Origin of the sequence: Catellatospora sp. NPDC049133 (assembly GCF_040648455.1) — a bacterium.
Classification (GTDB): domain Bacteria; phylum Actinomycetota; class Actinomycetes; order Mycobacteriales; family Micromonosporaceae; genus Catellatospora; species Catellatospora aurea.
This window is the reverse complement of the sequence record NZ_JBEZDT010000043.1, coordinates 12015-30004: the sequence shown is the minus strand read 5'-3', so window position 1 is coordinate 30004 and position 17990 is coordinate 12015. Positions and strand designations below refer to the sequence as shown.

The 17990-nt window shown below is 74.3% G+C and carries 17 protein-coding genes and 1 pseudogene; 2 read left to right on the top strand and 16 right to left on the bottom strand.

Annotated features, from left to right (window positions below):
• Positions 1–81: 81 nt before the first annotated feature.
• Together AB0B35_RS35505 and AB0B35_RS35500 are read right to left on the bottom strand one after the other, a co-directional pair.
• Positions 82–1290: a saccharopine dehydrogenase NADP-binding domain-containing protein gene (locus AB0B35_RS35505; protein WP_361054423.1), complete on the bottom strand. Its 1209-nt coding sequence runs from the start codon at positions 1288–1290 to the stop codon at positions 82–84.
• Between the two features lie 459 nt (positions 1291–1749).
• Positions 1750–2136, bottom strand: a pseudogene (locus AB0B35_RS35500) (metallophosphoesterase); the annotation flags it as partial.
• Positions 2137–2276: 140 nt separating this feature from the next.
• On the opposite strand from AB0B35_RS35500, the gene AB0B35_RS35495 reads away from it, so the two are divergent.
• Positions 2277–5129 carry an AAA family ATPase gene (locus AB0B35_RS35495; protein ID WP_361054291.1) on the top strand — a complete coding sequence of 951 codons (2853 nt, stop codon included), beginning with the start codon at positions 2277–2279 and terminating at the stop codon, positions 5127–5129.
• A 541-nt stretch (positions 5130–5670) separates the two neighbouring features.
• On the opposite strand, the gene AB0B35_RS35490 is transcribed toward AB0B35_RS35495, so the two are convergent.
• The 4 genes from AB0B35_RS35490 to AB0B35_RS35475 form a co-directional block, all read right to left on the bottom strand.
• Positions 5671–6501, bottom strand: a complete 831-nt coding sequence (locus AB0B35_RS35490) for an AbfB domain-containing protein (RefSeq protein ID WP_361054288.1) — start codon at positions 6499–6501, stop codon at positions 5671–5673.
• Between the two features lie 53 nt (positions 6502–6554).
• A complete protein-coding gene (gene yidC / locus AB0B35_RS35485; protein WP_361054285.1) occupies positions 6555–7280 on the bottom strand; it encodes a membrane protein insertase YidC in 726 nt (241 codons plus the stop codon).
• A 101-nt stretch (positions 7281–7381) separates the two neighbouring features.
• On the bottom strand, positions 7382–7681 hold the full coding sequence (locus tag AB0B35_RS35480) for a DUF6412 domain-containing protein (protein WP_361054282.1): 300 nt from the start codon (positions 7679–7681) through the stop codon (positions 7382–7384).
• A gap of 49 nt (positions 7682–7730) precedes the next feature.
• A complete protein-coding gene (locus AB0B35_RS35475; protein WP_361054279.1) occupies positions 7731–8492 on the bottom strand; it encodes a putative protein N(5)-glutamine methyltransferase in 762 nt (253 codons plus the stop codon).
• A 270-nt stretch (positions 8493–8762) separates the two neighbouring features.
• Here AB0B35_RS35475 and AB0B35_RS35470 point away from each other — a divergent pair, with 270 nt between their 5' ends.
• Positions 8763–9191 carry an NUDIX hydrolase gene (locus AB0B35_RS35470; protein WP_361054276.1) on the top strand — a complete coding sequence of 143 codons (429 nt, stop codon included), beginning with the start codon at positions 8763–8765 and terminating at the stop codon, positions 9189–9191.
• A gap of 51 nt (positions 9192–9242) precedes the next feature.
• Here AB0B35_RS35470 and AB0B35_RS35465 read toward each other — a convergent pair whose 3' ends face one another.
• From AB0B35_RS35465 to AB0B35_RS35420, 10 genes are read right to left on the bottom strand one after another with little or no spacing between them, the layout of a single operon-like run.
• Positions 9243–10184: a S41 family peptidase gene (locus AB0B35_RS35465; RefSeq protein ID WP_361054273.1), complete on the bottom strand. Its 942-nt coding sequence runs from the start codon at positions 10182–10184 to the stop codon at positions 9243–9245.
• Positions 10185–10228: 44 nt separating this feature from the next.
• On the bottom strand, positions 10229–12379 hold the full coding sequence (locus AB0B35_RS35460) for a LysM peptidoglycan-binding domain-containing protein (protein ID WP_361054270.1): 2151 nt from the start codon (positions 12377–12379) through the stop codon (positions 10229–10231).
• 44 nt (positions 12380–12423) lie between these two features.
• The gene (locus AB0B35_RS35455) at positions 12424–12831 is read right to left on the bottom strand and encodes a hypothetical protein (protein ID WP_361054267.1); all 408 of its coding nucleotides are present in this window, start codon (positions 12829–12831) and stop codon (positions 12424–12426) included.
• Positions 12828–13265: a TadE family protein gene (locus AB0B35_RS35450; RefSeq protein ID WP_361054264.1), complete on the bottom strand. Its 438-nt coding sequence runs from the start codon at positions 13263–13265 to the stop codon at positions 12828–12830. The genes AB0B35_RS35455 and AB0B35_RS35450 overlap by 4 nt, the downstream gene beginning before the upstream one ends.
• Complete coding sequence (locus AB0B35_RS35445) at positions 13262–13687, bottom strand: TadE/TadG family type IV pilus assembly protein (protein WP_361054261.1); 426 nt, start codon at positions 13685–13687, stop codon at positions 13262–13264. Before AB0B35_RS35445 ends, AB0B35_RS35450 begins: the two co-directional genes overlap by 4 nt.
• Positions 13684–13899, bottom strand: a complete 216-nt coding sequence (locus AB0B35_RS35440; RefSeq protein ID WP_361054258.1) for a hypothetical protein — start codon at positions 13897–13899, stop codon at positions 13684–13686. Before AB0B35_RS35440 ends, AB0B35_RS35445 begins: the two co-directional genes overlap by 4 nt.
• A gap of 14 nt (positions 13900–13913) precedes the next feature.
• Positions 13914–14795, bottom strand: coding sequence for a type II secretion system F family protein (locus AB0B35_RS35435; protein ID WP_361054255.1), 882 nt, complete (start codon positions 14793–14795; stop codon positions 13914–13916).
• Positions 14792–15694 (bottom strand): type II secretion system F family protein, encoded by a 903-nt coding sequence (locus AB0B35_RS35430; protein WP_361054252.1) that lies wholly within the window; start codon positions 15692–15694, stop codon positions 14792–14794. Before AB0B35_RS35430 ends, AB0B35_RS35435 begins: the two co-directional genes overlap by 4 nt.
• Positions 15691–17193: an ATPase, T2SS/T4P/T4SS family gene (locus tag AB0B35_RS35425; RefSeq protein ID WP_361054249.1), complete on the bottom strand. Its 1503-nt coding sequence runs from the start codon at positions 17191–17193 to the stop codon at positions 15691–15693. The genes AB0B35_RS35430 and AB0B35_RS35425 overlap by 4 nt, the downstream gene beginning before the upstream one ends.
• Positions 17190–17984, bottom strand: a complete 795-nt coding sequence (locus AB0B35_RS35420; protein ID WP_361054246.1) for a ParA family protein — start codon at positions 17982–17984, stop codon at positions 17190–17192. The genes AB0B35_RS35425 and AB0B35_RS35420 overlap by 4 nt, the downstream gene beginning before the upstream one ends.
• Positions 17985–17990 lie beyond the last annotated feature (6 nt).

The following is a 17990-nucleotide window of genomic DNA, read 5'->3' as shown; positions in this document are numbered from 1 at the left end:
CGCAGTACGTGACAGTGGCCGCCGGGCATCAGCCCGGCGGCCACTGTCCGTTTCCGGCCTCGGCGGGCCGTGCTGTCGTGCTCAGACCTGCTCGACCTTGATCCGCAACCCGGCCTCGACCAGTCGTGCGGCAAGCGCGTCACCCATCGCCACGGCCGTGGTGACCTGCCCTGACGTCGGCGGCAGTGCGTCGAAGGCCAGGCAGAGCGCCGACTCGGCGAGCATCTTGGCGGTCTCGCCGTAACCCGGGTCACCGCCCGACACCTCGGTGACCACCCGACGGCCCCCGCCCTCGCCGACGAACCTGGCACTGAACCAGTTCCTCGCCCGCTGCTCCGGGCCGGGCCCCTGCCCGCTCGGCAGCCGCCGCATCAGCCACCGCCGCACCGGCCCGAGCTGGGCCAGCACGAACAGCACCGCCGCGCCCGCGAGCCCGGCCAGCGCGACCGGCAGGCGGCGCACCGCCGCGCTGTGGGTGTAGGCGAAGTCCGGCCCGTACCGCTCCAGCGCCGCCGCTGACCGGCCCACGATCTGCGGATCGACCGTCGGCAGCGGCACCGACCAGCCCTGGAGCCCGCTGTCCGGGTGCACCCGGCGCAGCCCGCCCAGCGGGGTGCGGATCCGCCTGCCCGCCGGCCGGGGATCGAGCGCGCGTCGCTCCCGGCTCGCCCGCGCGGTCTCCCGCCGCCGGGAGAACGCCAGCAGCGCCGAGGCCAGCGTGCCGCCGGAGACCGTGCCACCGGCCCGCACGTGGCCGTCGACCTGGATCGGGCCGTCGGCCGGCAGCCGCCCGACGGTGAGGTACACGCCGAGATCGTGCGGCACCGAGTCGAACCCGCACGCGTGCACCAGCCGCGCCCCGGACGCGACGGCGGTGGCATGGTGGCGCACGTACATGTCGTCGATGAACTCCGGCTCCCCGGTCAGGTCCACGTAGTCGGTCCCGGCCGCCGCGCACGCGGCCACCAGCGGCTCGCCGTGCAGCACGTACGGGCCGACGGTGCTGATCACCACGCGGGCCGAGGCGGCCAGCGCGGCCAGCGACTCAGGGTCGCCGCTGTCGGCGGGCAGCAGCGGCAGTTCGGCGCAGCCGGGCACGGCGGCGGCCAGCCGGTCCCGCACCGCCGCCAGCCGGTCCGGGTCCCGCCCGGCCAGCGCCCACCGGCACCCCTCCGGCGCGTGGTGCGCGAGATATTCGGCGGTCAGCCCGCCGGTGAACCCGGTCGCCCCGAACAGCACGACGTCGTACGGCCGATCCGCCCCGCGGCCGGGTCGCGACTCACCCGCGATCGCGTTCACCGCGTCGCCCGCACGGTGCCCGAAGTCGAGCACCGTGGCGCCGTCGAGCTCCAGCGGACGCCACGACGCCGCGCCGTTGCGGCCGTGTTTGGGGTCGACGCCGATGAGCACCCGGCCGCCCGCGCGCACCCGCACGTGCCGGGCCTCCCAGTCGACGGTCGCCCGCTGCCGGATCCTCCCCGTGCAGCGCCAGCTCCGGTCCCGGAAGCCGACGACCTGTGAATGGCCGTGGATCTGGCCGAACGGCACCAAGCCGCCGGTGGCGTGGAAGCCGAGCCATTCGCCGTACAGCTCGGAACCCGCCTCGGCCCACAGCGGCCCGGACTTGCCGTCGGTGCCGGTGTAGAAGCCGCGCCACAGCATCGGCTCGGGCCGCTCGTCGAGCAGCCGGGCCGCGGCCGCCGCGGTGGCCGGCTCGCCCAGCTCCTGCCAGCACGCGAACGTCAGGCCGGCGTGGCTGAGCAGGTAGTCGTCGCCGTCGGCGGTGCGCAGCGCCGCCGCGACGCGCAGCCTGCCGTCCTCCCACCAGGTGCGCAGGAGGCGGGCGTCGTTCTTGGACAGCCGCTCCGGGAAGAAGTGGTCGCCGCCGGGAAGGTACTGCGACTCGTGGTTGCCCAGCAGCTGAATCCACTGGTCCGGCTGCTCGTCGAGGCGGCCGGCGACGATGCGCAGCACGCCGGAGCTGTCCGGGCCGCGGTCGACCAGGTCACCGACCTGGATGACGGTCAGGTCGGCGGGCAGCCGCAGATCCTTCTTCCGCGCCCCGGCCGCGATCAGGGCCGCACGCAGCTGATCGGGGAAACCGCCGACGTCCCCGATGACGATGACCCGGCCCATCCGCGCCTCCTCTTTCCCTGCGCCGCAACACTACCCACGGGCCGCGCGGCCGGCCGCCCCGGCAAGCCCGGGCCACCGCTGTCGCGATCACTGCACGGGACGACTTGGCGTCGATGCCCGACAGCGGCGAAGATACGGTCGTGCAGACAGACCGCGCGTTCGTCGGGCGCAACGAGACTCTGCAACGCTTCCTCCACGCTGTGGCCGATCCACCCGCAGTGCTGTTCGTCGCGGGCGAAGCCGGCAGCGGCAAGACCCGGCTGATCAACGAGTGGCGGCGGCAGGCCGCCGGCACGGTGCTGGCCGCCGCGTGCCCGCCGATCCGCCCGCCGCTGCCACTGGCCGCGGTGACGGGGTTGCTGCTGAGCGCCGAGCCGCATCTGCCCCCGGCGTCCACCTTGAACCCGCTGCTGGGCGCGCTGCGCCCGCTGCTGCCCGAACTGGCCGACCGCATGCCGCCGGCCCTGCCGGGGCTGGCCGACCCCGCCGAGGAGCGCCACCGGATGCTGCGGGCGATCCGCGCGCTGCTGGGCTCGCTGGGCCGGGTCACCCTCGTCGTCGAGGACCTGCAGTGGATCGACCCGGACTCGCGCGACCTGCTGTCGCTGCTGCTGTCCGCGCCGCTGCCCGAGGTGTGCCTGGTGCTGTCCTACCGGCCCGAAGAGCTGGCGGTGCCGGGACTGCCGCTCGGCGTCGCCGCCGCGTACGCCCCGCAGATGCGCTCGGCCACCGTGCGCGTCCAGCCGCTGCAGGCCGAGGAGGTGCGCCAGCTGGTACGCCAGATGCGGCGGCAGAGCGGAGCCAACCCGGACGTGCCGGCCGACTTCACCGCCCGGCTCGCCACGGCCACCGGCGGCGTGCCCCGCGTCATCGAGGACGTGCTGGAGCAGCTGCGCCTGCCCGGCGAGGACCCCGACGGCAACGGCTTCGGCCGGTTCGCCCCGCCCGCCCGGCTGCGCGAGCTGACCAACGCCCGCGTCGCCGCGCTGTCCACGACCGGGCGCCGCATCGCCGAAGCCGCCGCCGTGCTCGACGAACCCGTCGCCGAGGAACTGCTCGCCGAGGTGTCCGGGATGGACGCCGGGCAGGGCCGCGACGCGCTCGTCGAGGTGCTGGCCGGGGCAGTGCTCGCCGAGGCCGAGGACGGCCGCTACGGCTACCGCATCCCGCTGGCCGCCCGCGCCGTGTACGAGGTGATGCCCGGACCGTGGCGGCGCGAGCTGCACAGCCGCGCCGCGGCCGCGCTCGCCCACGGCAACGCGGCCCCGCAGCTGGCCCGGCTGGCCCACCACCACCGCCGCTCCGGCCAGCACAAAGCCTGGATGCGCCACGCCGAGGCGGCCGCCGAGCGCTACATCGCCGACGGCGACAACGAGGCCGCGATCGCCACCCTGGAGGAGGTGCTCGCCGACCAGACCGTGCCCCGCAACGTGCGCACCCGGCTGACGATCCGGCTGGCGCAGACCGCCGAGGTCGGCCGCCGTTCCGACCAGACCGTCGCGCTGCTGCGCCGCATCATCGCCGACGACCGGCTGCCCGTCGCCGCCCGCGGCGAGCTGCGGCTCAAGCTGGGGCTGGTGCTGATGAACCAGGCCGGGGAGTACGCCGAGGGCGCGGCCGAAGTGGAACAGGCCGTCGACGAGCTGCACGAACGCCCGGCGCTGGCCGCCCGGGCGATGGCCGTGCTGTCCTGGCCGGTGCTGCACTTCTCCTCGTTCAGCCACGACCTGGGCTGGCTGGAACGCGCCGAGGAGGCCGCCGCGGCCTGCGACGACGCCGCGATCAAGATGGCCGTGCTGGCCAACCGGGCCACCCTGCTGATGAACTGCGGCGACCCCGCGGCGTGGACGGTGGCGCAGCGGCTGACCACCGAGGGCGGCCCGAACCTGGCCGTACGCCAGCAGGTCGCGCGAGGCCTGCAGAACCTCGCCGACGCGACGATCCTGCTGGGCCGCCACCGCGCCGCCGAGGACTTCCTGCGCCAGGCCACCGACCTCGCCGCGCAGGTCGGCGCGTCGGTCACCTCCACCACGGCCCGCTGCACCATGCTGCGCCTGGACTGGTCGATGGGCCGCTGGACCGGGCTGGCCGACCGGGCCACGGAGTTCATCGGGCCGGACGGCCCCACCACACAGGTCGAGGGCCACCTGGTGACCGGGCTGCTGGCGATGGCGCGCGGCGACTGGGAAACCGCCGAGTCCTCGCTGGCGGCGGCGGGCGTCGCCGCGCCGCACACCAGCACGGTGCCCGTGGTGGCCGCGGCGTCCGGGGCGTACATCCGGGTGCTGGCGGCCCGGGGGCAGCTCGACGAGGCCGTCGCCGAGACCCGCCGCGCCGTGGCCCGGGTGCGGGCCAAGGCCATCTGGAACTGGGCCGCCGAACTGGCCCCGTACGCGGTGCACGTGCTGGGCCAGGCGGGCCTGACCGCCGAGGCGCGTGGCCTGACCGAGGAGTTCGCGGCGGGCATGCGCGGGCGGGAGTCGCCGCTGGCGGAGGCCTCGCTGGAGCTGTGCCGCGGGCACCTGCTGGCCGCCGAGGACCGCCATGCCGAGGCGGTGGAGCATTTCGCCGGTGCGGCGAAGGGCTTCGCGGCGCAGCCGCGCCCGTACGAGGCGGCCCAGGCCGAGGAGGGCCGGGCCCGCAGCGAACTGGCTTCACGGCCCGGCGACGCCGACGCGCTGGCGGTGCTGGCCGCGGCCGGAGCCGTGTTCACCGGGCTGGGCGCCGGCTGGGACGCCGCTCGCTGCCAGCACACGCTGCGCGAACACGGGGTGGTGGCGCGGGGCGGGCGGCCCGGCTACGGCGGCGGCCTCACGCCACGGGAACGGGAGGTGGCCCGGCTGGCCGCGCAGGGGCGCACCAACCGCGAGATCGCCCAGATGCTGTTCCTGTCGCCGCGCACCGTCGAACAGCACGTCGCACGTTCGCTACACAAACTCGGCGTCCACTCCCGAGCCGAGCTGGCGGGGGTGGAGCTGGATCTGCCCGGTTGAGCCCATGAGCGAGCGTCAGCGAGCGAATCATGAGCACGGCGACTCATGCTGGAGCCGCGCGCAGCGAGGCGGAAGCATGAGCGGCCCCCGGAGCCGTTGCCGGCGCCGGAGGCCACCTCCTCCCCAGGCCCCGTCGCGGCCCTGGCACAGACCGGGCGACGGTGGATCGAGCCTGTCGTTCGTGCTGGTGGTGGAGGAGCGACGATCGGCCGCTCCCCCACCTCAGGGTCGTACGCCGCCAGCTCTGGATGACGACGCATCTCCCTGCCACACCGCTCAGCGAGAGCACTGGTTCCGGCCGGCGGTGACCGGCCGTTACCTTCAAACCGTTCGGGTCCCTCCGACGGGGTGCGAATCCACCCAGCGACACGGAGACGAAGTCACGTGCCGCTGGGGAGTCGCTCGGCGGTTCCCAGGTGGTCCACCCATGCCTTCAACGATCGCCGAGCGCGGCTGTGGCGACAATCCGTAGAGCGCTACGTAGCCATACGCAAGTAACCGGGGCTGCCTACGGATGGGCGTGGACCATGCAAATTGCAGGTCAGCCCCAGGGTGCGCTGACCGCGAAGGCACACTCGCGGTCGAACCGGTCGTCCCGGTCCCGCCACCGGTCGATCCACAGCTCCTCGCCGCGCAGGTGGACGTAGTAGCCGCGGTAGTTGTACGACTCCAGGTACACCGCGCCCGCCACCTTGCCCGGCCGGACGCAGAACGTCGCGTCGGCCCGGAACAGTGGCGACCCGTCGCTGCGCTCGTGGCGGATCCGCCAGTCGCGGTGCCGCAGGTAGCCGCCGTCGACCCCGACGAACGAGAAGCAGTTCTTGTCGGCCAGCCCCGCCGCGACGGTGAAGGTGGCCGCCTGCCGCACCCCGCCGGGGCTGGCCAGGGTGACGCTGACGAGCGAGGCGAGGCCGCCGCTCTGCCGGACGAACCGGTCCGGGTGGTCGGCCGCGCGCAGCGACCGCTGGCTGCCCGCCAGCAGCGCCGACGGGGCCAGCGACTGGCCCGGCACGGGCGCGGCGGACGACGGCGCGGGCGCTGACGGCCGGGCCGCCGGGCTGCCCGGAAACTCCCGCACCGGTGGCTCCGCCGACTCGCTGACCGCGCCGAACCCGTCGACATATCCGCGCGAACCCGCGGTAGGCAGCGCCGCGGGCTGCGGGATCACCTGGTCGGACGGCCGGGTCAGCGCCCAGCCGGCCGTCGCGGTGGCGAGCGCCGTGGTGACGGCGACGACGATCACGACCGGCCGCCGGGAGCGCCTCGGCTCCGGCGCCCGCTCCTGCGCCGCGAGTTCCTCGACTGTCGCTGGCAGGCTCAGCCTGGGCAGGATCGTCGTCGCGTCGTCCTCGTTCGCCCGATGCTTGGTCACGCCAGGACGCTACCGACGGGTCCCGGTGCTCGCGATCGGCTGTCCGACCGAAGTCACGCCTCCGCCGGGCGCACGGCCGCGGCCCGTGCCGGGTAGCCGCGGCGCAGCAGGGCGTTCTCGGCGACCGTCCACGCCGTCGAGGTGACCAGGTAGAGCAGCGCGGCCAGCGGCAACACCACGGCACTGAGCAGGATCGTGTACGGCAGCACCCGCGGGAGCATCGCCAGCAGGCCGGTCGGCGGTTCCGCCTGCAGCGCCGCCAGGCGTGCCGCCCGCTGTGACGAGGCCCACGCCAGCGCCGTCAGCACCGCCACCACGCCGCCGAACACGGCCAGGTGCGGCAGCCACGCCGCCGCCGGGGCGAGCAGGTGCGCGCTCAGCGGCACCCCGGACAGCGTGCTGTCCAGCAGCACGTTGGCCTGCCCGGCGACCGTGGCGCTGGCGAACAGCTGGTACAGGACGATGAAGACGGGCGCCTGGAGCAGCATCGGCAGGAACCCGGCCAGCGGCGACACGCCGGCCTCGCGGTGCAGGTCCGTCATGGCCTGGGCGAGAGCGGCGGTGTCCTTGCCGTGCTTCTTGCGCAAGGCGGCCAGCTGCGGCGCGAGCGCGGCGCGGGCCCGCTCGCCACGCACGGCAGCCCTGGTCAGGGGGTGGAGCAGCAGCCGGACCAGCATCGTCACGGCGACGACCGCCGCGGCCACGCCGCCGACGGGGGCGAGCAGGGTGGACAGGTGGACGACCGCGGTGTGCGCGGCATGGAACAGCGAAGCGAACATGGAAGACAAACCCCTCTGCGGGTACGGCTGCCCGGCCGGGACGTCGGTCGACCGGCGGGCGTGGACTCGGACCGTGTGGGCCGCGCCCGGATGACGCCGGGTCAGCAGGCCAGAGGGGTGGAGCCGGGTGCTCGGGGGCGGGGGCGGCCCGCCGCGTCGGGGTCGCGCTGGCGCAGCACGCCGGTGTGCTTGGACAGCTCGCGCAGCGCGAGGTCGATCGCGGCCCGGCTCGACGGGCGGCCCGCGATGCCGTGGGCGGCTACCGCCAGGGCGGTGACGAGCAGCAGGGCCGCCGCACCGGCGAGCATCGTGCCGAGGCTCGGCTGGTCCGCAGCCGCACCGGCGCACAGCACGGCCAGCCACAGGGTCATGGCCCAGCGGGAGGCGGCGGCGATCGGCACGCGGCAACCGTACCCGCCTTGCGCAAGGTGTCGTGCGGTCCGGCGTCGGTCAGGTCCTTCGCCCCACGACCACGACCGCGCCACGTTCGTCGCAGTGGGCCAGTCGCGGGGTCAGCCCTGTCGCGGCGAACAGGGCGCAGGCCGTGTCCGCCTGCTCGTCGCTGGTCTCCAGGAGCAGGTGGCTGTGCGGGGCGAGCCAATCCCCCGCGCCGGCCAGCACCCGGCGGGCGATGTCGAGTCCGTCGGGGCCGCCGTCGAGGGCGACCGTCGGTTCGTGCAGCCGCGCCTCCGGCGGCATCAGCGCGATCGCATCCGTCGGCACGTACGGCACATTCACCACCAGCACGTCCACCCGGCCGCGCAGCGAGTCCGGCAGGGGCTCGTAGAGGTCGCCCTCGTACACGTGGCCGCCGAGGGGTTCGACGTTGCGCCGGGCGCAGGCCACCGCAGCGGGTTCGATGTCGGTGGCGTGCACCTCGATGCCGCCCTGCGCGGCCAGCACGGCCGCCGCCGCGCCCGACCCGCAGCACATGTCCAGCACCACGGACCCCGGCCGCAGCAGCCGCGCGGCCTCCTCGACCAACAGCTCGGTGCGGCGGCGCGGCACGAACACGCCCGGGTCCACGGCGATCCGCCGCCCGCAGAACTCGGCGAAGCCGACGATGTGCTCCAGCGGCAGCCCCGCGACCCGGCGCGCGACCATCTCCTCCAGCTCGGCCGGCCCGGCCGCCGCCGAGATCAGCAGCTCGGCCTCGTCCTCGGCGAACACGCAGCCCGCCGCCCGCAACGTGGTGATCACATCCGCCCGCACAGGCACCCCTCCCCCCGACCCGGGCCAGGTTACGCCGACAGACACGGCAGCGACTCGAACGGGTCCTCCGCCGGCGTCGACCCGGTCGGCCGGGCGTGGCGGCGGCCGACCGACAGTGGTCCCGGCACGGCTACATCTTTTTTGATGTGGCCACATCAAAAAAGATGTGAACTTTGGCAGAGAGGTACTGCGGCACAGGGCTGGACGTCACCACGACGGCCCGGAGGACGGTCCCCTGCCGGGTGCCGTACCTGGCTAAGATCCCCGCCCATGCGGAAGTTCGTGGCCGGGGTGCTGCTCGTCGACGCCGACGGTGCGCTGTTGCTGCAGGAGCGCGACGAGCACGCGCCGACGTTCCCGAACCAGTGGGCCTTCCCCGCCGGGGTCGCCGAGCCCGGCGAGCAGCCGCTGGAGGTCGCACACCGCGAGCTGTACGAGGAGACCGGCCTGCGCGTCGCCGAGCTGGCCCTGTTCTGGGAGGGCCGGATGCCGGAAAGCCCGCTGTACGGCTACCTCTTCCACGGCCGCACCACCGCCCGCCAGTCCGACGTCGTGCTCGGCGAAGGCCGCGCCATGCTCTTCGTACCCCCGGCCGAGATCCTGTCCCTCGACCTGGCCGGCTACGCCCGCCCCGCCCTCACCGCCTTCCTGTCCTCACCCGACTACCGGAGCCACCCGCACCCACCCACCGAGCGGTGATCATGAAGTTGTGGCGATGACACGCCGCCGAGCCGTGCCATAAGTTCATGATCAGCCAAGGAGGAGGGTGGCGGCGTGGGCTTCGTCGCGGATCGCCGGGGAGGGCGTGGTGGCCTGCACGTGGTCCAGGGCGAGGCGGTAGGCCGTAGGGAAGGCCTGGTCGGCGGGGACGGCGATGTCGGGTACGACGCCGGTGCCCTCCCAGTTGGTGCCGGTGATCGGGTTGATGGAGCGGGCCACCGGGACGGTGATCTCCAGGGTCGGGGTGATGGGGAAGCGGTCGGTGGGGTGCGCGCCGCCGCGGGTGGTCTCGCCGATCAGCGTCGCCCGGCCGTGGGACTGGAGGTTGTAGCTGAGCTCCTCGCCGGCGGAGAAGGTGAAGTCACTGGTCAGGACATATACGGGTCGGTCGAGGTAGCGCTCGCCGGGCAGGTAGGCCACGCTCCAGTACTGGCGGAGCGAGGTGCCCGCGCCGGACTCGATGCTGTTGAGGTGGGTGTCGCCGTCGGGGAAGAAGTAGCTGGTCCAGAAGATGGCGCCGTCGGGTGAGCCGCCGCGGTTGCGGCGCAGGTCGATGATCAGCGCCTCGGTCTGGGAGACCAGTTCCATCGCCGCCGCGATCGCCCGGCCGCCCAGCCCGGCCATGGTGATGCCACGGAGGTCGAGGCAGCCGATATTGCCGTCGAGGCGTTCCACGCGGGCGATGCCGTGGTTGGTGACGCGCAGGTGCTCGCGGTAGACGGCGTCGGCCTCTGCGGGGTCGACGGTGGTGTGCAGGCGGGCGTCGCGGACGCGTACCCGAAGGTGCTTGTCGGCGCAGTGCTCGGCCAGCCGCAGGGTGAGCGCCTCGGCGAGCGCCGCCTCGTCCAGGCCGTCGTACTCGCCCTCGGTCAGGCGGCGGCGGACGTCGGCCGCCGCCGGGACCGCACGCTCGGGGAACACGTAGTTGGCGCACATGAGTTCCATGGCGCGCTCGACGAGAAGCTTGGGCATGGCCGACACCGTAACGGGCCGCCCGATGGGCGGTCGTCGGGGTTTCAGCGCAGCCGGTGCCGGGGCCCGGTGGACTGCACCGGCACCCGGGCCGCCTGAGCCACCTGGGCCAGCCCGGCCACGTGCGCGGCCAGCCGGGCGCTGGTCAGCTCGCAGGCGGTGATGTCGGTGACGGCCAGCCAGGACATGTGCACGCCGCCGTCGGCGGAGATGCTCGCCGACCAGCGGGTGCCGGTGGGATGCGTGGCGATCACCGCGACCCCGACCCGGCCCAGGTCGGCCAGCAGCGCGTCCAGGTCGCGCAGCTGCTCGGTGTGCTCGCCCCACGGGTCGGCCACGAACAGCAACTGGATGCCCCAGGCGTCGCCGGTCACGTTGTTGATGCGGGCCGTCGGCATGTCGGCGGTCTGCGAGTCGTGCAGCACGGCGGCGTTGGCGGCGGCGCGGCGGCCGATACGCGCCAGGGCGTCGCTGACCGACGAGCTGGTGCGCACCCGGTCGCTGAGCGCGCCGAGGGCTCGCATGTCGGCGCTGCTCAGCCCGGCGACGGTGACGGCGGCCTCGTCGGCCCAGCTGGCGGTGGCGGCCTCCGCGACCAGGTAGCGCAGCAGGTCGTCGCAGCGCTGCGGGTCGCCGAGCAGGGTCAGCAGGCCGGTGCGCTCGCCGTCGACGAACAGCTCGCCGCCCTGCGGCCAGGTGCCGATCTTGAGCAGGCCGGGCAGCAGCGACGGGGTGTCGACGCGATCGGGCAGCCACGACGACGCCGACAGCGACCAGGTGTTGGGCCACTGCACGTCGAACGGCTCCGGCGGGTCCGCGCACGGGGCGGCGAGGATGATCGCGAGGTCGCCGCCGTGCTCCCAGGCGGCGGCGATGTCGGGCATCTCCCACGGGGCGCGCCCGCGCAGCCCTGCGGTGAGCTGGCGCAGCCCGGCGTCGAGGCGTTCGGTGGCACGGTGGCGCGGCGGCACCTCACGGGTCCGGTAGCCGAGCGGGCTGCGAACACCGCCGACGCCCCGGCGGCGGCCCACCCGCAGCCGGTGCAGGCGACGGATCCGGCGGCGTACCACGACGTGCCCGGCGAGCACCCCGGCCAGCGCCAGCCCGGCGCCGGCGGCGAGCACCTTGGTCCGGCCGGTGCCGGGATCGGTCTCGTCCAGCGGTATCACGTTCGGGCGGGTGGCCGGGGCGGGCACCGCCGAGGTGGACGGGGCCGGGGCCGAGGGCGTCACCGCGGTCGCCGGCGCGGGGGCCGCCGGGGGCGGGCTGGCCTGTGGGGACGGGGTCGCCGGGGCCGGGGTCGCGGGCGGGGGCGGCGTGGTGGGCTGCTGCGGGGTGGTGGGCTGCTGGGGTGCGGGTGTCTCGACGGCGGGCAGCAGCAGCTTGCCGGTCGCGTGGCGGATCTGGCCGCGGTCGTGCGCGTCGGCGGGCAGCACGATGCGCCAGCCCGGCTCGATGTGGTTCGGGTTGCGGATCAGCTGCGGGTTCAGCGCCGCGAGCTGCTGGTATCGGTCGAAGTCGCCGGTGAAGCGCTGCGCGATGCAGCCGAGGTAGTCGCCCTTCTTGACGACGTACACGGGACGCTCGACACGCTCGCGGAGTGAGGCCTGGTGCCGTTCCACCGCGGCCGCGACGGCCTGCACGGGCGTGGGAGCCGCGTGGGCCTGCACGGGCGCGACCGAGGGTGCGGCGTACGCCAGGGCGGGCGCGACCCGGGGTGCGGCCACCACACCGGCGTACGGAGCGGACGGAGCGGTCGCCACGAGCCGGGCGGCGCTCGGCACGGGCAGCGACGGCAGCGCGGCGGTCGCCACGCTCGCCCCGGCGAACACCGCGATGAGCGCGCCCACCAGCACGGCCGCGACCCGCTGCTGCAGGCCGAGGCCGGGCAGCCGGGCGGCGCGGCGGCCGCTGATCCGGGCTCCGATCTCCACCAGGATGCTGAGCGTGAAGGTGGCCCAGGCGATCCAGCCGGCCACCGCGAGCGTGTTCAGGAACAGGTCGCCGTTGTCGGGCGAGGTCAGCGCGGTGGTGATCTCGTCGAGCGTGGGCATCTGCCGGGGCAGCGGGTTGCCCGCGAACTCCATCAGCGCCACGGGCACGCCCGCGACGATCGCCACGATCCCGGTCAGCGAGGCCAGCCCGGCGAGCAGGCGCAGGGTCCAGTGGGGGCGGTTGCGCCGGACTGGTGCCATGATCGCGCCCTTTCGTGTGTGGCTGCTCGGCCGGCCGAGCAGGTCTATCCGATGAGGAGTGTCGCGGTGGCCTCGCCGGTGGCGCGCCACGTCGCCCCGCCGAGGAAGGCCAGGCCGGTGGGGTTCTCGTAGGTGATCGTGGCGCGTACGGTGACCGTCGTGTTGTCGGGCGCGATGGTGACCGTGCCGGTCGCGCCGACGGTGTTCAGGTAGGCCTGCGCGGCGTTGGTGGCCAGCGTCAAGTCGATGATCTTGTCGCCGCCCTGGATCGCGGGGGCCGGGTCGATGGCCTGCCCGGCGCTGCGGGCGGCCTCGGCGGCGATGTTGTCGGCCCGCTGGTAGGCCCGCAGCCGCCCGCCGCCGACGACGACCAGGCCGAACATGAAGACCCAGGCCTGCGCCATGATCACCACGAAGACCGTCGCCTTGCCCCGGTCGTCACGCCACCTCATGTGCGGCTCCGGTACGTGTCGAGCGGGCTGGTGAAGGAGGACTCGATGACGAAGCTGCCCGGCACACCCGGCATCGCGATGTCGGCGAACTGCAGCTCGCAGACGACCCGCACGGTGACCGTGGCCGCCACGCCCACCGGCTGCTGGAAGCCGCTGGGGTCGACCAGCTCCGCGTCGAGCGGGTCGCAGGTGAGGCCCGCGGCCAGATAGGAGTTGCGCGCGGCGGTCTCCGCCTGGGTGCGGGCGTCGCCCTCGGTGCGCGCCAGGCTGGCGGTGCGCGCGGCGTCGTACGCGGCGGCCTCCCCGGCCTGCCGGGCCAGGCTGTACCGGCCGCCGACGATCACCGCGGCGAAGAACAGCAGCACCGAGGGCACCAGGATGGCCAGCTCGACGGCGGCCGAGCCGCGGTCCCCGCGGCGGGCAGGCGTGCTCACGGCACCCACCTCTCCACCGGCCCGTGCGCCTGCTGCGTGACGTCGAAGGGGTTCAGGAACGGCAGCAGGCTGACCGCCCGCCCGGTGACGACCACGGTCACCTCGGTGTTCGTGACGTTGCGGGTCGCGGTGACCTCCGCGCCCACCAGCCCGATCCCGATCCGGCGCAGGAAGTCCTCGGCGTTGGCCTTGGCCGCGGCGTCGGTGCCGTCCTGCTGGCGGCCCGCGTACGCGCCCTGGGTCGCCGCCGCGAGCGCGACGGAGCGGGCGTAGAAGTACAGCCCCGTCTGCACCACCATCAGCGACACCAGCAGCAGCGGCGCGGCGATGATCGCGAACTCGACGGCGGCCCCGCCTCGGTCCGGGCACGCCCGTGACCGGCTCCGCGGACGGAGCCGGTCACGGAGCGGGCGCGAGGTCACGGGCCGGTCGGCGCGTCCGGCGCGTCGGTGGGGACCTGATCGATCCACACCTGCGCGATCTCCCAGACCGCGTAGGCGACGAAGGCCGCGGCGAGCGCCATGATGGTGACCATCACGATGTGCGGCACGGGACCTTCGCCGCGGTCCCGGACGGCCGGGGACAGCAGGGTGCGCAGGCGGACCTCGACCGCGGCGCAGAACGTGTTGAACATATCGCCTCTACTCCTCATCGTTGGTTGAACAGGCTCACCATCAGCGGATAGCCGACCAGGACCAGCAAGATCATGATCATCATCGTGGATGGGATGTCCAGCTTGGAGGTGCGCGTCTTGGCCACCTCCAGGGCCCGGACCCGGATCTGGTCGCGCAGGGACGCCGCCTGGGCGCGCAGCGTCTGGTATACCTGGGCCCCGTCGTTGCCGGCGCTGCGCATGATGTCGGCGAAGCTGGTCAGCTCGACCACGCCGATGGTCGTCGCGAGGCCCTTCAGCTCGTCCCACGGCGCACGCATCTGCAACTGCGCGCTGAGCAGCGCCGTCCGCAGCCGCACGTACGGCCAGCCGTCGCAGATGCGCGCCGAGCGCTCCATCGCCTCCACCGCGCCGTGGCCCGAACGCACCTGGTGCGCGGTCAGCGTCGCGTACGTGCACAGCGCCCGGACGAACTCCGCCCGCGCCGACTTGGCCTTGTTGAGCATGTCGTAGTGCGCGAGCGCGCCCATGCCCAGCGCCAGCACCAGGGTCAGCGCCACCGGCACCGCGAACGGCACCGAACGGCCCGTCGCGACCAGCACCACCGTCACCAGCACCGGCAGCATCAGCCCGAGCAGCGCCGACAGCGCGACGCCGGACACGTGCCGCTCCGGGGTGCGGTCCAGGATCGCCAGGTCGGCCTTGGGCAGCCGCAGTCTCGACAGCCAGTCGCCATCGACGGCCGGGGCGTGCTCCGGGGCGGCGAAGCTCGGATCAGCCCCCGGGTGCAGCCGCCGCAGCGCCGGGCCGAGCGCGGGCGTGGTCGGCACGAACTGCATGACCAGCAGGTACACCCCGAACCCGGCGACCGCGCCGCCTGCGATGCCCAGCGCCAGCCACAGATTGCCGTTGATCACGGGGCCACCTCCACCGGTGCGGCGGCGGCCTCCGAGCGCAGCAGGCGCGGCAGCCGCTCCGGCAGCGACAGCCCTCGGATCCACATCATCAGCGCGACGTACAGGCCGGCCAGCAGCGCGAGGATCAGCTGGCCCAGCAGGGTGCGGTACGGCGCGGCGTAGCCGGGATTCAGCGCGCCGAACAGCACCAGCACCACGGTCACCCCGGTCAGGAAGCGCACGGTGAAGCGGGCCGAGGAGCGTTCGCTGTCCACGGTGGCCCGCGCGACGATCTCCTCGGCCAGGCCGTTGGCGATGTCCAGCAGGGCCAGGTGCAGGCCCTCGCCGCCGTCGGCCGACTGCAGGATGAGCGGCGCGACCACCTCGTCGCAGCTGGGGTCGTCGAGCTCGTCGGCGAACGCGCGCAGCGCCCCCGGCAGGCCGGTGCCCGCCTGCAGGCGCGCGGCCAGCGTGCGGATCTCGGTCGCCAGCAGCGGCGGCGCGGTGCGAGCCGTGGCGATGATGGCGGCCTGCAACCCGATGCCGTTGCGCACGTAGTCGCTGACCCGCCGGGTCCACGCCTCCAGCGCCGCCAGCCGGGCCAGCGCCTTCTTCTCGGCGGTGGCCGCGGAGAACAGCCACGGCACCCCGGGCACCGCCAGCGCGACGATGATCCCGCCGACCGGCCACCCCGTGACCAGCCAGGCCACCGCACCCGCGCACACCGCGAAGATCAGCACCCCCTGGCGGGTATGGCGCTGGGCGGCGGTGCGCCCCGGCCCGCGCCAGAACCGGCGTAGCCACAGCCGGGTCGGCGAGGCCGGTCCCGCCGGGCGGCGCGTGCCGACGATGAACAGCACCGCCAGCACGACACCGGAGCCCGCCGTGAGCACGGACAGCGCCGCGAGAATCTGGATCATTGGCGCACCCGCTTGACGTGCAGCTCCCTGGTCCAGGCACCCCGGTTGTGCGGGCCGGCCTCGATGTAGGGCACCAGCTCGCGCGGGTCGTAGCCGACGTCCATCAGGTCGTCGCGGATACGCTCCGGCAGGTGACGGGGCACGGCGCGGCCGTCCGGGCCCGGCCCGAACACCGTCGTGGTGACCACGCGGTCCTCGCGCATGCCGCCGACCTCGATGACGTGCGAGACGAAACGGTGCTCGCCGCCGCCGATGGCGCGCTCGTCGACGACCGCCGTGTAAACGATCAGGTCGATGCCCTGGGCCGCCATGCGCAGCGCCTGGTCCGCGCCGATGTCGTTGCCGTACGAGCAGGCCAGCTGCACGATCGAGTCCATCACCTCGCGGGCCTGGCGGGCGTGGATGGTGCACATCGCACCCCGGCTGACCGTCATCGCCCGCAGCATCGGCACGATCTCGCGGCCGCGCGTCTCACCGACGATCACCCGCCGCACGCCGAGCCGCTGGGTGATCGGCATCATGTCGTGCAGGGTCTTCTCACCGCGGCGCTTGCCGTTGTTGTCGTACTCCCCGTGGCCCTGCAGGGCTTCGAGGCTGATCACCCAGTTCTCGTCCGACGGGTGCACGGACTCGTGCAACCCGAGCTCGCGGGACTCCTCCAGGGTGATGTACGGCTCGCCCACCGGGATCGTGCGGCCCAGCGCGCGCAGCAGCGTGGTCTTGCCGGACGCGGCCAAACCCGCGATCATGATGTTCGCGCCGGACTCCAGCGCCTTGATGAGGAAGCGGTACAGCAGCAGGTCGATCATGCCCCAGCGGTCGCGCAGCTCCTCCAGCGTCGCCGTGAACAGGCTGTGCTTGCGGATGTACACGATCGGCCGCGGCGACACCTTGTACAGCACCGTCATCCGGGAGCCGTCGGGCAGCTGCATGTCCAGCTCGGGATTGGACTCCGACAGCTGGCGCTCGGTGGCCGCCACCCGCATCGCCAGCACCTGCAGCATGCCGATCAGCTCGTCGTCGGTGTCGGCGACCGGCTCGCCCCGGCTGCGGCTGCCGTCGGCGTGGTGCAGCAGCACCTGGTCGCAGCCGATGATGTGCACGTTGGTGATCTTCGGATCGTCCAGCAGCCGCTGCAACCGGCCCGCCCCGAACATGCCGGCCACGACCGCGTCGAGCAGCGCCTGCTCGTACGCGGGGCTGACCGGGGTGCCCGCGTGCGCCATCGCGACCACGTAGTCGGCGATGATCTCGCGGCCGATGCGCGACGCCGTCTCCCGCCGGTACGCCGCGGTGACGTTGGCCGAGTCGGCCAGCAGCCGGGTCAGCGTCTCGGTGACCCGTCCCTGCAACTGGCGGACCACCGCGTAGTCCACCGGCGTCGCGGGCGCGGCGTGCGCGCCGGGCGGCTGGGGCTGGTAGCCCACCCGCGCGTGGCCGTTGACCCGGGGCACCGCCGCGGGCTCCGGCGGGATCGGGATGAACCGCGGGGCCGTCACGGCGTCACCGGCAGCGGCTCGGTGTCGCGGCGCGACAGCGCGCTGTCCATCCGGCGGTTCGCGATCAGACCGGTGACGTTCTCGTACGCCGCGGCCGACTTGCGCATCAGCGCGGCCCGGCGGCGGCCCCGGCCGTCGCCGCACAGCGCCCCCGCGGTCGCGGCGTCCCACGGCAGGCTCGCCACCACCGGCACGCCCAGGTGCCGGGAGACCTCCCGCCCCGCGATCCCGCCCCCGATCAGCAGCAGGCCGAGGCTGTTCTCCACGAAACCGGCGGGCAGCTGGCGGCGCATCGCGCTGACCGCGGAGACCGCGGGCGACACCGTGCGCAGCGAGTGCGGCCGCAGGGCCAGCAGCACCAGGTCGGCCCGCGCCAGCAGCGCCCACGGCGGGTGCGCCGACGACAGCCGCCCGCAGTCGGCGATCACCATCTGCGCCGTCATCCGGGAGAAGAACTCGCCGAGACTGGTCCAGGCGAGGTTCAGGGTCGCGCTCTGGCCGGGCTCGGTCAGCCCGGGCAGCGCCATCCGCTGCTGGCGGGGCGCGTCCAGGTCGATGAGGTTGCCGGCGAGTTCCTGATCCGCGGTGCCGCGCAGGGCCGCCGACGCCAGCGGCAGCATCCCCCGGCCGGCGGGCAGCTCGTAGCGGGCCAGGTAACCGGCCAGCAGGTCACCGCCGGCCGGGTCGCATTCGGCCAGCAGCACCGGCGAGGGCCAGGTCAGCGTGAACGCCAGCGCGGCCGTGGAGACACCGGGCGAGCCCTTGGCGGAGACGATCGCGATCAGAGTCATCGGCGG